Source organism: Novosphingobium sp. TK46 (assembly GCF_055361525.1).
In genome coordinates, this window is record NZ_CM143963.1 from 3,738,225 (window position 1) to 3,752,049 (window position 13,825).

Sequence of the window (13,825 nt, forward strand, 5' to 3'; positions counted from 1 at the left end):
CGACACCTGATCTCCATAGCGCATGCTTTTAGAAGCCATGAAATCGCTATCTTACAATGAATTACCGCCCTGCACCGCCGACTTGTTGAGATGGGCGCTCTTGGCTATCCTTGGTCTCGCCATGGACAGCCGATGGATCCGAACATGAAGAGAGCGCGAGCCCGGTTGCTGTCTCTTGTGGCCTTGGCGACCTTGGCTAGTCCGATCTCGGCTCAGCAGCAACCACCCCAGGATATCTACGGCGCCTTGTTCGCCGATGTTCAGCAACGGCGTATCTTCCCGGATGGCAAAGTCTTCGTCGATGCCGTGCCCAAGCGTGCCCCCGCCGCAATCCTGGAGGACTATCGCCGCAATCCACCGACCACGTCCCAAGCGCTGCGCGCGTTCGTCCTCGCCAATTTCACGGTGCCGGAGATCAACGATCATGGGGCGGATCAGCTGCGCCGACATATCCAATCGCTCTGGCCGATCCTGATCCGCCAGCCCGGGCAGGTTGCACCCGGAAGTTCAGCGCTGCCGATGAGCGCGCCTTACGTCGTGCCGGGCGGTCGCTTTCGTGAGATCTATTATTGGGACAGCTACTTCACCATGCTGGGTCTCGTCGTTGACGATCAACAACCGCTGGTGGAAGCGATGATCGCCGACTTTACCGAAGCTATCGAACGTTATGGCCATATCCCGAATGGCATGCGGACATATTATCTCAGCCGTTCGCAACCGCCGTTCTATGCCGCGATGCTGGACTTGTCGAAGGACACCGATCCGACACTGGCGAAACGGCGGCTAGCGGCCCTGAAGCGTGAGCATGATTACTGGATGGCGGGCGCCGGTTGCCTGGATGCGACCGGCGCCTGCGATCGTGTGGTCCGAATGCCGGATGGCACCCTGCTCAACCGTTATTGGGATGATCGCGCCCTGCCCCGCGACGAGTCCTATGCCGAAGACGTAACCACGGCGAAGGAAGATCCCACCCGTCCACCGGCAGTGGTCTATCGCCACCTACGCGCCGGCGCCGAGAGCGGCTGGGATTTCAGCAGTCGCTGGCTCGCCGATCCCAGCAAGCTCACCACGATCAGAACCACCGACATCGTCCCCGTCGACCTCAACAGCCTCCTATTCCTGATGGAGCAGTCGATAGCGAAGCGCAGCGCGGCGGCGGGAGACGGCGTTCAGGCCGCTCACTTCGCACGGCTGGCCGCGAACCGACGTGCTGCCATCAACCGCTACTTCTGGGTCGAACGCGAAGGCCGGTTTGCAGATTGGGACCGGATTGCCGGCACGCATAGCCCGCGCCTTTCGGCGGCGACAGTGTACCCCCTGTTCGTCGGGGCGACATCGCCGCGGCAGGCGGCGGCTGTCGGCATGACCATCCGCCGCATCTTGCTGGCGCCCGGTGGCCTTCGCACGACGCCTCTGCGTACCGGCCAGCAGTGGGATACGCCCAACGGGTGGGCGCCGCTGCAGTGGATCGCGGTTGCCGGGCTTGAACGATCTGGCCAAGACGCGCTGGCTCGGGAAATTGCCGAGCGCTGGATCACCACGGTAGCGCAAACATTTGCGGAAACCGGCAAGATGCTCGAGAAATATGACGTCGAAGAACGCAAGGCTGGTGGCGGCGGAGAGTATAAGACCCAGGATGGCTTCGGGTGGACCAACGGTGTGACAAGCGCGATCCTGGCCCGCTATCCCACAATCGCACCGAAAGCCGCTGCGACTGCCACCGCACCCTAGTTGCCGGTTTCGATTCCGATGGCGGATAACCCAATCTCGGACGGGCAGTATCTTTCTGGGCTCCGCCCGCACTCCCCACATCGACTTACTGGACCTGCACGCCTTCTTTCTTTTGCTGCGCGATTGCGACATTGCAAAAGCATGATCGGCCAGTAATCTTGCCAAGCATGAGCTCATGAACCCGTTCCCGATAGTATAAGTTCATTACTAACCAAGGTTAGTAATGTGGCGGCAAAGCTTCATAAGAGAGACACCCGAGCTTATCGGCATTTCCAAATAGCGATGGAAGCACTTTACTTCATACTATTCCGGTCGCTAGAGTAGAAAAAGCCAGGCAGCAGCGCTGTGGGGCTAATAAAATTAGGCCTTAAGAGTCTATTTATGGGGGATTATGCATGATTAAAAGGCGGAAGACCGTGCTCTTCGTCGCGACCGCGTTGGGCACGACGGTGGCGACACCTGCGTTTGCGCAGGAGACTACCGGCAATGAAATCATCGTCACGGCGCAGCGGATCGAGCAACGCCTCCAGGATGTTCCGATCTCCATCACGGTCTATGACCAAAAGCAACTGTCCAATCAGAACATCAATAGCGCCAAGGATCTTGGTGTCATTACGCCCGGTCTTGCGGTGAACAGCCGCTTTGGCAGTGACAGCACCAACTTCTCCATTCGAGGCTTCACGCAGGAACAGCGAACATCGGCAACGGTCGGCGTCTACTTCGCGGATGTCGTGGCACCCCGCGGCTCGGGCGGAACCTTCGGCGGCGATGGGGCGGGGCCGGGCTCTCTCTTCGACTTGCAGAACATTCAGGTCCTCAAAGGACCACAAGGTACGCTTCAAGGGCGCAACTCGACCGGCGGTGCAGTGCTATTAGTCCCCAATCGTCCGACCGACCGTTTCGAAGGCTACGTCGAAGGATCGCTGGGCGATTATAAGATGCGTCGGGTCCAGAGTGTGCTGAACATTCCGCTGGCGGAAACCTTCAAGGTCGGCCTCGACCGCCAGACGCGCAACGGCTATTTGAACAACATCGGCAATCTGGGCGATGGGCTTCATGGCGATCATGGCATGGGCGATGTCGACTATTGGGCGGGCCGCATCAGTATTCTGGCAGAGCTGACACCTGATCTTGAGAATTACACTGTCGCCAACTACACCCACTCGGACAGCAATGGCGTCATTCCTCGACTGATCGATTGCAGCGATTCCGTGAGCAGCCAGAATTTCGGTGTGTTGACACGGGCACGGTGCGAGGCGCAACTTGCAAGGCAATCCTCGTCCGGATTCTTCACGGTGCAGAACCGTCTTGCGGACTCCGCTTCGGAACTGCGTCAATGGCAGATCATCAACACCACCAAGTGGACTGTCAGCGACAACCTGACCGTGACCAACATCGCCTCGTATGGTGAGTTTCGCCAACGCACTAATATCGACCTTTTCGGCAATTACTACTTGGCGAATGCGTCGGTAAATCCCGCCAGCGTGACTTCGGGCGGACAAGTCACCGGCTTTGCCTTCACCCACGCCAATCCCTTTAATGGCCGCACCAACGCACAGTCCACATTCGTCGAAGAACTGCGGCTTTCCGGAAACGCGGGTGACGCGCTGACCTGGCAGGCCGGCGCCTACATGGAGCGCAACGATCCATTGGGCTTTTCCGGCGTCCAGACAGCGACCGGCACCGCCTGTGCCGACATCGATGCACTGAACTGCGTGTCGCAACCCGGCTTTTCACTTGGCACGATCAGCAGCCCGGTCAGCATGTCGTTGTCCAAGACGAAATTCACCGATTACGCGCTCTATGGTCAGGCGAGCTACAAGATCACGCCGGAGATAACGTTCACCGCCGGGCTTCGCTATACGTGGGACAAGCAAAGAGCGGTCATAAACGTCCAGGGCGTCAATCCCCTGACCGCGACCTGCCTCAACCAGCTGGCGCCCGATTTCGGTGTTGCCCATCCGGCGGCAACGCGCCTGGCGTTCTGCAACCAGAACCTGCAGCAGACATCCAAGGCGCCGACATGGACCGTAGGCGTCGATTACAAGCCGATCGAAGATATCATGCTCTACGCCAAATGGTCGCGCGGATATCGTGCAGGTGGTCTTTCCTTGTTCGGGCCTGACAGCGCCCCCCGGAGCGCCGCCAACCCAAATCCGATCAACCTGCAACCCTATGATCAGGAGAAGGTCGACAACTACGAAGTGGGTGCAAAGACGGGCTGGTCGGGTCCGGTGCCGGGCAACTTCAACATCTCGGCCTTCTACGACAAGTTCAGCGACCAGCAGCTCTTGCTGGGTGCGGTGATCGGCGTGCGTCCCAATGCGCTCGTCGCCAACGCCGGAAAGTCACGGCTGTATGGTCTGGAGGCAGACGTCAACCTGCGTCCGTTCGACGGCATGGTCCTGTCGGCGTCGTACGCCTATCTCAGCACCAAGATCCAGGCGTTCACCGCACCCGATGTCGGCCCCGGCGTGACCCTGACGCCACCGCTGGTCGGCGATCCGATCCCCAACACGCAACCGCACAAGTTGAACCTATCGGCCAATTACCGCCTGCCGCTTTCCGAAAGTGTCGGTCGCATCAGCTTCGGCGCGACGTGGGTCTATACCGCGTCCTATGAAGCGGTCGTGCCAAGCTGCCCTGCGGCGGATGCATCGCGCGGATGCTATGATGCGTCGAACAATCAGCCGTTCCTGACGGCCGCCGGCACACCGACGACGGTCAACACGGGGCGTATCAATCCCGGCTCAGGCCTGAACAACGCCAACTCCGATAGTGGCCGCATCCCATCCTCGCGTGTTTTGAACCTGAACGCGACCTGGGAGAAGATCGCCGGCTCGTCGATCGACGCGGCGTTCTTTATGACCAACGTGACGAACGAGAAGTACTTCGTGTCGCTCAACGACAATACCTCGCGCAGCTTCCGCTCGGGATTGGTCGGCGAGCCGCGCATGTACGGTTTCCGCCTGCGCTACGCGTTCGGGCAGTAAACGTCCGGCGAGGATCTACCGGTGCGGCGCGGGGGATATCATGTCTCCCGCGCCGCTGTGACGGATGGCTTAATCGATACGCCGCATCAGATAGACGTCCATGATCCAGCCATGGCGCCCGCGCAGTTCAGCGCGCAGTTCGGTGATCCGCGGGCCCGCTTCGGCAAGCGTCCCGTGCACCAGCGCTTCGTGTGCCATACCCAGATAAGCACCCCACCAGATGGTCGTACCCCGCGGTTGCAGCACCTCGAACGCGTCGCCACTGTCGAGCATGACCACGACCGTTTCGGCACCTTGCGGCCAGCCCCGCTCTCGCAACAGGCGCCCGGTGGTGATCGTAACCGCCGAGGCGAGGGGATTGAGGGGAATAGCGTGCGCGGCGGTTAGCGCCTGGATGCTGGTGATGCCGGGGATGACCCGCACCGAGATGGGCACCCCGCCATGCCGCAGGCGCTCTGCGATCCGCAAGGTGCTGTCGTAAAGCGAAGGGTCGCCCCAGACGAGCAAGGCCAGCGCCCCACCTTGCGGCAGATGCAATTCTATCTGCTCTTTCCAGACAGCGGCGATGGCATCATGCCAGTCATGAACGGCGCCGAGATATGGCGCGCCGGCATCGCGCATTGGCAAGTCAAATTCTACCACCTGCACTGGGGACGTGAGAACCCTTTCGCAGATCTGGCGACGCAGATCGATCAGGTCGGACTTGGCATCGCCCTTGCGGGGCAGCAGGATCAGATCGGCGCGGTTCATTACCGCCACCGCTTGTGCGGTAAGGTGGTCAGGATTCCCGGTACCGATGCCGATGAGGTCCAGCGCTATTTGCGGCGCGAGCATGCTCATTCACCGCTGCCCGCGAAGGGCGAGGCTGCATCCTGGGGGCGGAAACGACGGTCGTAGCCCGGTGCGTAGAGGCTGCTCTCGGCGAAATCCGGCGTGTCCAGCACGCGCCCGACGACGATCATCGCGGTACGCTCCATGGAACCCGCAACCGCCTGCTCGATCGTCGCCAGCGTCGCGCGAACGATCCGCTGGTCTGGCCAACTCGCACGCCACACAACCGCAACCGGGCAATCATGGCCATATCGAGGTGCCAGGTCGGCGACCACGCTCGCCAGATTGTGGATCGACAGGTGAATTGCCAGGGTCGCGCCGGTCATCGCGAAGTTGGCCAGGCTTTCGGCGGGCGGCATCGTGCTGGCCCGCCCCGGCGTGCGTGTCAGCACCAGGGATTGCGCGACCTCGGGCAGGGTGAACTCACTCTCCAGCGCCGCAGCGGCGGCGGCGAATGCGGGCACACCGGGCGTGATCGAAAACGGGATCGCCAGCGCCCGTAGTCGTCTCAGTTGCTCCCCCATCGCCGACCATACCGAAAGATCACCCGAATGCAGGCGCGCCACGTCTTGCCCGGCGGCATGCGCGGCGGCGATTTCGGCAACGATCTGGTCGAGATCGAGCGGCGCGGTATTGATGATCCGCACCCCGGGCGGGCAATGTGCGAGCACCGCCTGCGGGACCAGCGAGCCGGCATAAAGGCATACCGGCGAGGCGGCGATCAAATCCCGGCCACGAAGCGTCAGCAGATCGGGCGCACCGGGGCCTGCGCCGATGAAATGAACCGTCATGTCGAAAGTCCTTGGGCTATGGCGCAAGTCGCCATGCGATCGGCCGAGATCCGGCGCGTCGTCACCAAACGCGATCCGGGACCGGCAGCGGCAAGCGCCGAAGCTTCCGCAACGCTGCCGGTACCGCGCGCGCTCATGCTCGGACCAGAGCGCGTAGCCGTCGGGATCGAGGTAAGGCGATCGGGGGAGACGCCGGCGACAGGCAGGCCAAGCGCCTCGCCAAGCGAGAGCAAGGCCGAGGCCTTATCCTGCGCGGTGGCAAGCATGGTCACCTGCCCCTCTCCCTCTTGCGCCAGCTCGAACGCGGCAAGCAGCGAGGCCAGTGCCGCGCCCTTGCGAAAGCCGAAGCCTGCCACGATCACAGAACGGTGCTCCATTGCACGATGGGATAGCGTGATCGCCAGCCGGTGCGGGTACCAAGCGGAACCGCATCGGCCAGTTCGATACGAAGCAGTTCCCCGCCCCGCAGCCCATGCCATCGGATCAGCAAAGCCTCAGACTCGAGCGTCACGGCGTTGACGACGAGGCGGGTGCCCGCAGTAAGCCTGGCCCACAGCACTTCCAGCAGTCGTTCCGACAGACCGCCACCGATAAACACCGCATCGGGTAGCGGACCATCGGGCAAGCCATCGGGCATGCGGGCGTTGAGTATCTCAAGGCGATCGACGCCGAGTGCGGCGGCGTTTGCCCGGGCGCGATCGGCACGGGATGGGTCCGCTTCGATCGCACAGGCGCGGTTCGCGGGATGGCTCAGCAGCCATTCGATGGCGATCGACCCCGACCCCGCGCCGATATCCCATAGCAGTTCGCCCGCACGTGGCGCCAATGCCGAAAGCGTGAGCGCCCTCACCGGACGCTTGGTGATCTGACCGTCGGATGCGAACCAGCCGTCTGCGCGTCCGGCGCTGCGTGGAAGAACATCACCTTCACCGGCGCAGTCGATACCCACCGCGACCGGATGAGCGACGTCGCCCCATACGAAGGCTGCCGCCTTGACGCTGCGCATACGCTCGCGCGGGCCGCCCAGCGCCTCGTGCACATGCAACGTCGATGCGCCGAAGCCCTGCTCGGTCAGATAACGGGCCAAAGTCGCGACCGCCTCGCCATCGCGCAGCAGTACGATCGCACGTCGTCCGGGGCAAAGTTCGGGGCGCAGCCGCTGCAAGGGCGCGGCGTGAAGCCCCAGGCACGATACGTCCTGCACCGCCCAGCCCAGCCGCGCGGCCACGAGCGAGAACGTCGATGGCGAAGGATGAGCGATCCACTCGCCCAGTTTCAGATGTCGCGTCACGCTGGTTCCGGCGCCGAACCAGAACGGATCTCCCGATGCCAGCATGACGACGCGCCGGCCACGGCGCTCCATGAGCATGGGCAGGCCATCGGCGAACGGCACCGGCCACTCGATGACCGGACAGGACAATGCGGGCAACAGCGCGAGGTGCCGCGCCGGCCCAATGATGAGCTCGGCCGCTGCCAGAGCAATCTTGCTTGCGATTGACAAACCTTCGGCGCCATCCTCTCCCACGCCGATGATCGTCAGCCATGCCGAAGATGCCGTGTCAGCCATGCCGAACGTCCTTTTGCTGGGCGGTACGACCGAAGCCAGTGCGCTGGCGCAGCTGTTCGCCGCCTGCGGCATCGTGGCGACGTTGAGCTACGCCGGACGGACCGAAGCTCCGCGCGCGCAACCCGTTCCCATCAGGATCGGCGGATTTGGCGGCGTTGAAGGGCTGGTCCACTATCTGCGGTCTCACCGCGTGACACACCTGGTGGACGCGACGCATCCCTTCGCCGCGACGATGAGTGTGAGCGCCGTCGAGGCGGCGAAACTTGCCGGCATTTCGCACATCGCGTTGACCCGTCCGGGCTGGGAGCCGGTAGCCGGCGATCGTTGGACCCATGTACCCAGCATTGCCGATGCCGCCGCCGCGCTCGCCAAGCCGCCGCTGCGGGTGATGCTGGCGCTGGGGCGCATGCACGTCGAGGCTTTCGCCTGTCAGCCACAGCATCACTATTTGCTGCGGTTCGTCGATTGGCCCGTCCAGCCACCAAAACTCCCGCGCCATACACTGGTGGTGGATCGCGGACCATTTACCGCCGAAGGAGACGAGCAGCTGATGCGCGACCATGGCGTCGAACTGGTGGTCTGCAAGAATGCAGGCGGCAGAGGCGCCGAGGCAAAGCTGATCGCCGCCCGCCGCCTTGGCCTGCCGGTGCTGATGATCCAGCGGCCTATGCTGCCGCCGCGCCACGTAGTTCACGATCCGCGAGACGTGCTCAATTGGCTGGGTCATGAAGCCGAACGCGGAGTGTAAAGGATTGGACCTGTCACACGTTCGATGATCCGGGTCTGGCTGGAGCCGACGATGACCATCGTGCGCATGTCCGCCATTTCGGGCAGTGCCGCGCCTAGCGTCGTCACGCGCAACTCCTCGTCCGGCGTGGTCACCGCCCGGGCGAACAGGATCGGGCGATCCTGACCGCACGCTTCGCGCAGCACATCCAGCACGCGCGAAAATCCTTCGGGCCGAGCTTTCGAGCGTGGATTGTAGAACGCCATCGCGAAGTCGGCTTCGGCCGCCAGCCGCAGTCGTTTCTCGATCAGCGCCCACGGCTTGAGGTTGTCCGACAGGTTGATAGCGCAAAAATCATGACCCAGAGGTGCCCCGGCCCGCGCGCTGGCGGCAAGCATGGCGGTAATGCCGGGTAGCACCCAGATGTCCAGTTCCCGCCAAGCCGCGTCCCCTGCTTCGAGCGCCTCGAACACCGCGGACGCCATCGCGAAGACGCCGGGATCGCCCGAAGACACCACCACCACGCGGCGCCCCTGGGCCGCCAGCCGCAGCGCATGGGTGGCGCGATCGAGTTCGACGCGGTTATCCGATGGGTGAAGTGTCAGCCCCTCGCGCGCGGGAACCCGCGCCACGTAAGGAATATAGCCGATGACGTCGGTCGCCTCTGCCAGCGCCGTGCTGACTTGCGGCGTCACCAGGGCATCATCTCCCGGTCCCAAGCCGGCAATGGCTAGCCAGCCGGGAATCATGGCCGGCGCCCCTGCCCATGGATTAGCAGGATCGAGAAGTAAGGCGTGACGTTTTCTGCCTCTATCAGCGGAGTGACGCGTTGGTTGGGCATCGCCGCGTGCTCGACCAGCCAGGCGGCCTGTTCACGCCCGGCAGCGGCGACGGCGCGACGAAGTTTGGGTAGGTTACGACCGATCTTCATCACTACCAGAGCATCGGTATCGCGGATACGGCGAACCAGCTCGTCTTCGGGCAAGGTAGCCATGGCGACTGTCAGCACGTCGTCGCCCCAGGTAATCGGCACCCCTGTCGCGTTCCACGCGCCCGCCATGCCGGTGATGCCCGGCACCACGTTGACCGGCACCACGCCCGACAATCGCGAGTGCAGGTGCATGAACGAGCCGTAGAAGAACGGATCGCCCTCACACAGTACGACGACGTCATCGCCGGCGCGGGCAAGCGCCGCGATCCGCTCGGTACTCTCAGTGTAGAACGCCGAAAGTTGCGCGTTGTAGCGCGGATCGGTCAGCGGGATCTCGGTCGTGACTGGATACTCCATCGCGATCTCGACCACGTCCGCACGCAGCATGCCTTCCGCAATACGACGGGCTTGTCCGGGCCGGCCAGCCTTGCGAAAGTAGGCGACGTGGCGAGCGCCACGAACCAGCCGATCGGCCCGCACGCTCAGCAGGTCGGGCGCGCCGGGCCCCAGACCAACACCGTGTATCGTTCCGCAAGGCACGGAAGGGGCAAGAGAGACCAGGCTCATTCGGCGCGGCTCGCCAGCGCGTTGATGGCGGCGACGGTGATGGCGCTGCCGCCAAGCCGTCCCTCGACGATGCAGCAAGGCACCGGTTGCTTCGCCCACAAGGCGGCTTTCGATTCAACCGCACCGACGAAGCCGACCGGACAGCCGACGATCGCTGCCGGCCGAGGACAAGCGGGATCCTCCAGCATGTTGAGCAAATGGAACAGTGCGGTCGGCGCATTGCCGATGGCCACCACCGCGCCGCCGAGATGCGGGCGCCATAACTCCAGCGCGGCGGCCGAGCGGGTGTTGCTCATCCGACGCGCCATGTCCGGCACCTGGATATCATGCAGCGTGCATACGATCGGATTGCCCGCGGGAAGCCGGCCGCGGGTTATCCCCTCTGACACCATGCGCGCATCGCACAGTATCGGCGCCCCGGCGTTCAATGCGGTCCGCGCCGCCACCCCAAAACCCGGCGAGAAACGGATATGGGGGCCAAGCTCCACCATCCCGGCGGCGTGGATCATCCGCACCGCGACAGGCTCCTCGTCCTTGTCGAAGCGAGCCAGTTCGGCCTCGGCTCGGATCATGGCGAAGGACTTGCGATAGATCGCGGCGCCATCGGTTTCATAGACATGCGGCATCAGGAAGCTCCGAACTGGCGCAGGATTTCATCTTGGGTGAGTGCCGTGTGGGAGGGGGGCGCTCCGGCACGCGCCTGGGTGGCAAGGTCGTAACGTCCATCGCGACCGGTCACGGTGATGTCCGCCGGCCCCGGCCGCGCGCAACCCTTGCCGCAACCCGACACGTGCAGCCGTCCTGCGACGAGCGGGGCCAAACGGCGCGCAAGATCCCGCGTGACCACGGTAGCTTGCGGACAGCTTGGTGCCCCGGGACAGGCATCGACATGGAGCAGCGGATCGTGCGGATCGTCCAACAGACCCGCTATGGCTCCGATCGAAACACCCTCCAACAAAACGACGCGCCAAGGCGTGAAGCGGACCGCCACTGCCGACGATTGTGTGATAGCTGCTGCGAGTTCATCGGCCTGGATACGTCCGAAGGCCAAACCATAGGCACTGCCCAGCTCGTGATGGCCTGGCGCAATAGGCTGACGCTGGCGCGATGGGGCGATGTTTCCGGTGGCCCAGGCGGGAAGCACTGGATCGTGTCTTGCCATGCGTCCCGCCGCCGCGCCGCCGCTCGCCACGAACCATCTCGTCAGGGCAAAGAGTGCAGCGACTTCCTGCCCCTCCGCGATGACAATGCCGTGATCCCGACCATCTGCTCTCAGAATAAGTTGGCCGCCCTCCCCGCGCTCGATACGAAAATCACCCGGCTCTTCGCGCAGGGTGCAGGTTGCTCCGGCGTCGATGACGAACCCCATCTTGCCCGGCAGGTCGGGTAGCTCATCGAGCCGTCCGAGCAATTCGCTGGCGATGCGGTGCGTGTCGTCGCCTGCCCGCCAATCAGGTGCGACCATGACGTTGCGACGGGTCTCGCGGATCGGGTCGCGATCTATCAGTGCGCCGGCCAGCAGTCGTTCGATCATGGCGGCCCAGCCCTCCGCGCCGATGCCGCGAAGCTGCAGGTTGGCGCGCCGGGTCAGATCGATCGCGCCGCTGCCGTGTGCCTGCGCCGCCTCGCACACAGACAGAACCTGCTCGCGCGTCAGCACGCCAAGCGGCGGTTTGATCCGGACCAGCAGGCCATCGCCCGCCATCATCGGGTGCCAGGCATCAGGGCACCATCCCTTGATCGCAAAGTCGCTCACCGCGCTTTACGCCGCCCGTGGGCTGCAAACGCAGGCGACACGCTTGGCGGAACCCTGCACGACATGAACACCGGCAACCTCCACACACCTACGGCGACGATGGCGGGGGCTTGCCGGCAGAACCGGTCGGCGCGCGACGACGGGCGGGCATGCCAAGGCACCCGAAACCCGCGCGACCATGCAGCCCCAGCCGCACAGCTTCGTCGCTCAGACGGAGAGTTACCGTGCCATGACCATCCCCTGGATCAGGCAAGAGCGACCGGTGCGCCGGCAGGTCTCCTGGCTCACGGGTCACAGCTTGATGCGCGCCTTCCCAGACAAAGCGCACGCGCCTCGTCCAGTGGCTGCTCTTCCAACGTGGAGAGCTTGCGCATCGCGCTATCCGCTTACAGTTGCAGGGACAGCCGCGGAGTTGGAGGCAAGCCCCCTCACCGCATTCCCGATTAAGCCCCTTGCGGGGGCACCGGCGCGATCAACAAAACACAGGGCTAGCCCCGCACTTCGGCGAAGCGCCTAGACCAAACCGAGCGCCAAGCCAATGGCTCTTGTCGTAGGCTCAGGCCGGAGCTTCGAGGGGATGGAACAGCCGGCCCTTTTCGACGAAGTAGATGATCACCAGCACCGCCACGCCGATGCTCAGGTAACCGACCGCGAGAGGCAGCGTGGTACCGGAATACGACTGGCCGATCGCAAACCCGACCAGCACGGCGCCGATGCTGGTGATGAACCCCTGCACCGATGATGCCGTCCCGGCGATATGCCCGACCGGCTCCATCGCCATCGACCCGAAATTCGAACCGCACAGGCCGATACAGGTCATGCTCGAGGCCTGCAGCACCATATAGCTCAACAACGTCTCGGACCCGGTCGCGATGATGCCGACGTGGATGATCGAAAGCGCGATGAGGCAAAGTACCGCGGCTTGCGAAATCCACCGGGTGCCGAGGCGCTCGACCAGCTGACTGTTCGCGAACGACGCCAAGCCCATCGCCCCGGCACAGATCGCGAAAAGGATCGTAAAGCGCTCCCCGGCACCGAATTCATCGACGAAAATCTGCTGCGCCGATGAGACGAAGGCGATGATGCCCCCGAACGTCAGCGACGCGGCGATCGCATAGCCGATCGAGAATCGATTGGTGAGCGTAAGTCGATAGCTCGATCGCAGGTTCGCCAGCGAAATCGCAACCCGCCCGGCATCCGGCAAAGTCTCCTTCAACCGCAGCAGCGTCCACGCGAGTACGAAGGCCGCAAAGCCGCCCAGCGCATAGAAGATGAACCGCCAGGGTCCGATCGTAAGCAGTGCCTGGCCCAGGGTTGGCGCCAGGATCGGCACGAGGAAGAAGATCATCTGCGCAACCGACATCGTCCGCGCCATCTGTCGCCCGGACGAGCCATCGCGTACGATCGCGACGGCCAGGACCCGAGTTGACGCGGACATCAGACCCTGCAGCAACCGCGCACTCAGCAACGCTTCGAACGTCGCCGAACTTGCCGCAAAGACGCTGGCTGCGACAAATCCGATCAGCGTGGCAATAAGCACCGGACGTCGTCCGAAACGATCGGCGAGCGGGCCATACACAAGCTGGCCGGTGCCGAAGCCAAGCATGTAAACCATCACCACCCACTGCCGGTGATTGGCCGCGGTCACTGCCAGCTCGCGACCGATCTGAGCAAGGGCGGGCAACATCAAGTCCACGCCCAGCGCGTTCACGGCCATCAATGCGGCTATGAAAATGATGAACTCGCGCGGGTACATTCCCGAGGAGGCGTGTTGCGGCTTCATTGTCGTTCTACTCATTGTTCGCTTCGGCATAGTGCGCAATCGACCCGGCTCAGCGCTCCCGTCCGGAGCCCGGCTGATCGGCCATAGCATGCACAGCATGACGCTTGCAGGCACGGATCACCCCATGCTGATCACCAGTCGATCAAGC

General features: G+C 63.5%; 12 protein-coding genes and 1 riboswitch. Of the genes, 3 read left to right on the plus strand and 9 right to left on the minus strand.

The genetic code is table 11. The features are described from left to right. Positions 1 to 144 precede the first annotated feature (144 nt). On the plus strand, positions 145 to 1,731 hold the full coding sequence (gene treA, locus ACXJ1Z_RS17820) for an alpha,alpha-trehalase TreA (protein ID WP_463778508.1): 1,587 nt from the start codon (positions 145 to 147) through the stop codon (positions 1,729 to 1,731). A gap of 416 nt (positions 1,732 to 2,147) precedes the next feature. After that, the gene (locus tag ACXJ1Z_RS17825) at positions 2,148 to 4,724 is read left to right on the plus strand and encodes a TonB-dependent receptor (protein WP_463778510.1); all 2,577 of its coding nucleotides are present in this window, start codon (positions 2,148 to 2,150) and stop codon (positions 4,722 to 4,724) included. A gap of 69 nt (positions 4,725 to 4,793) precedes the next feature. On the opposite strand, the gene cobF is transcribed toward ACXJ1Z_RS17825, so the two are convergent. Genes cobF through cbiE form a run of 4 tightly spaced genes read right to left on the minus strand, consistent with a single transcriptional unit; the run spans position 4,794 to position 7,913 of the window. Continuing rightward, on the minus strand, positions 4,794 to 5,564 hold the full coding sequence (gene cobF, locus ACXJ1Z_RS17830) for a precorrin-6A synthase (deacetylating) (RefSeq protein ID WP_463778511.1): 771 nt from the start codon (positions 5,562 to 5,564) through the stop codon (positions 4,794 to 4,796). Then, on the minus strand, positions 5,561 to 6,346 hold the full coding sequence (cobM, locus tag ACXJ1Z_RS17835) for a precorrin-4 C(11)-methyltransferase (protein WP_463778513.1): 786 nt from the start codon (positions 6,344 to 6,346) through the stop codon (positions 5,561 to 5,563). The genes cobF and cobM overlap by 4 nt, the downstream gene beginning before the upstream one ends. Then, a complete protein-coding gene (locus tag ACXJ1Z_RS17840) occupies positions 6,343 to 6,723 on the minus strand; it encodes a cobalamin biosynthesis protein (protein ID WP_463778514.1) in 381 nt (126 codons plus the stop codon). The genes cobM and ACXJ1Z_RS17840 overlap by 4 nt, the downstream gene beginning before the upstream one ends. Next, entirely contained in the window at positions 6,705 to 7,913 is a 1,209-nt protein-coding gene (gene cbiE, locus ACXJ1Z_RS17845; RefSeq protein WP_463778516.1) for a precorrin-6y C5,15-methyltransferase (decarboxylating) subunit CbiE, read from the minus strand. Before cbiE ends, ACXJ1Z_RS17840 begins: the two co-directional genes overlap by 19 nt. Between cbiE and ACXJ1Z_RS17850 the strand changes: the two genes are divergently transcribed. Continuing rightward, positions 7,912 to 8,661 carry a cobalt-precorrin-6A reductase gene (locus ACXJ1Z_RS17850; protein ID WP_463781290.1) on the plus strand — a complete coding sequence of 250 codons (750 nt, stop codon included), beginning with the start codon at positions 7,912 to 7,914 and terminating at the stop codon, positions 8,659 to 8,661. The genes cbiE and ACXJ1Z_RS17850 overlap by 2 nt on opposite strands. Here the strand turns inward: ACXJ1Z_RS17850 and cobJ are convergent. The 5 genes from cobJ to ACXJ1Z_RS17875 form a co-directional block, all read right to left on the minus strand. Then, on the minus strand, positions 8,637 to 9,389 hold the full coding sequence (gene cobJ / locus ACXJ1Z_RS17855; RefSeq protein WP_463778518.1) for a precorrin-3B C(17)-methyltransferase: 753 nt from the start codon (positions 9,387 to 9,389) through the stop codon (positions 8,637 to 8,639). The genes ACXJ1Z_RS17850 and cobJ overlap by 25 nt on opposite strands. Further along, positions 9,386 to 10,138 (minus strand): precorrin-2 C(20)-methyltransferase, encoded by a 753-nt coding sequence (locus ACXJ1Z_RS17860; protein ID WP_463778520.1) that lies wholly within the window; start codon positions 10,136 to 10,138, stop codon positions 9,386 to 9,388. The genes cobJ and ACXJ1Z_RS17860 overlap by 4 nt, the downstream gene beginning before the upstream one ends. Next, entirely contained in the window at positions 10,135 to 10,764 is a 630-nt protein-coding gene (locus tag ACXJ1Z_RS17865) for a precorrin-8X methylmutase (RefSeq protein ID WP_463778522.1), read from the minus strand. Before ACXJ1Z_RS17865 ends, ACXJ1Z_RS17860 begins: the two co-directional genes overlap by 4 nt. Then, a complete protein-coding gene (locus ACXJ1Z_RS17870) occupies positions 10,764 to 11,894 on the minus strand; it encodes a ferredoxin-like domain-containing protein (RefSeq protein WP_463778524.1) in 1,131 nt (376 codons plus the stop codon). Before ACXJ1Z_RS17870 ends, ACXJ1Z_RS17865 begins: the two co-directional genes overlap by 1 nt. Positions 11,895 to 12,146: 252 nt before the next feature. Next, a riboswitch (cobalamin riboswitch) is annotated at positions 12,147 to 12,377 on the minus strand. Positions 12,378 to 12,450: 73 nt separating this feature from the next. Further along, entirely contained in the window at positions 12,451 to 13,677 is a 1,227-nt protein-coding gene (locus ACXJ1Z_RS17875) for a multidrug effflux MFS transporter (RefSeq protein WP_463778526.1), read from the minus strand. Positions 13,678 to 13,825: the final 148 nt, after the last annotated feature.

Coding starts and splice junctions, on each gene's coding strand:
- cobM (WP_463778513.1), bottom strand. CDS start 6,346: ATGACGGTTCATTTCATCGGCGCAGGCCCCGGTGCGCCCGATCTGCTG.
- ACXJ1Z_RS17860 (WP_463778520.1), bottom strand. CDS start 10,138: ATGAGCCTGGTCTCTCTTGCCCCTTCCGTGCCTTGCGGAACGATACAC.
- cobJ (WP_463778518.1), bottom strand. CDS start 9,389: ATGATTCCCGGCTGGCTAGCCATTGCCGGCTTGGGACCGGGAGATGAT.
- ACXJ1Z_RS17875 (WP_463778526.1), bottom strand. CDS start 13,677: ATGAAGCCGCAACACGCCTCCTCGGGAATGTACCCGCGCGAGTTCATC.
- ACXJ1Z_RS17865 (WP_463778522.1), bottom strand. CDS start 10,764: ATGCCGCATGTCTATGAAACCGATGGCGCCGCGATCTATCGCAAGTCC.
- treA (WP_463778508.1), top strand. CDS start 145: ATGAAGAGAGCGCGAGCCCGGTTGCTGTCTCTTGTGGCCTTGGCGACC.
- cobF (WP_463778511.1), bottom strand. CDS start 5,564: ATGAGCATGCTCGCGCCGCAAATAGCGCTGGACCTCATCGGCATCGGT.
- ACXJ1Z_RS17840 (WP_463778514.1), bottom strand. CDS start 6,723: ATGGAGCACCGTTCTGTGATCGTGGCAGGCTTCGGCTTTCGCAAGGGC.
- cbiE (WP_463778516.1), bottom strand. CDS start 7,913: ATGGCTGACACGGCATCTTCGGCATGGCTGACGATCATCGGCGTGGGA.
- ACXJ1Z_RS17850 (WP_463781290.1), top strand. CDS start 7,912: ATGCCGAACGTCCTTTTGCTGGGCGGTACGACCGAAGCCAGTGCGCTG.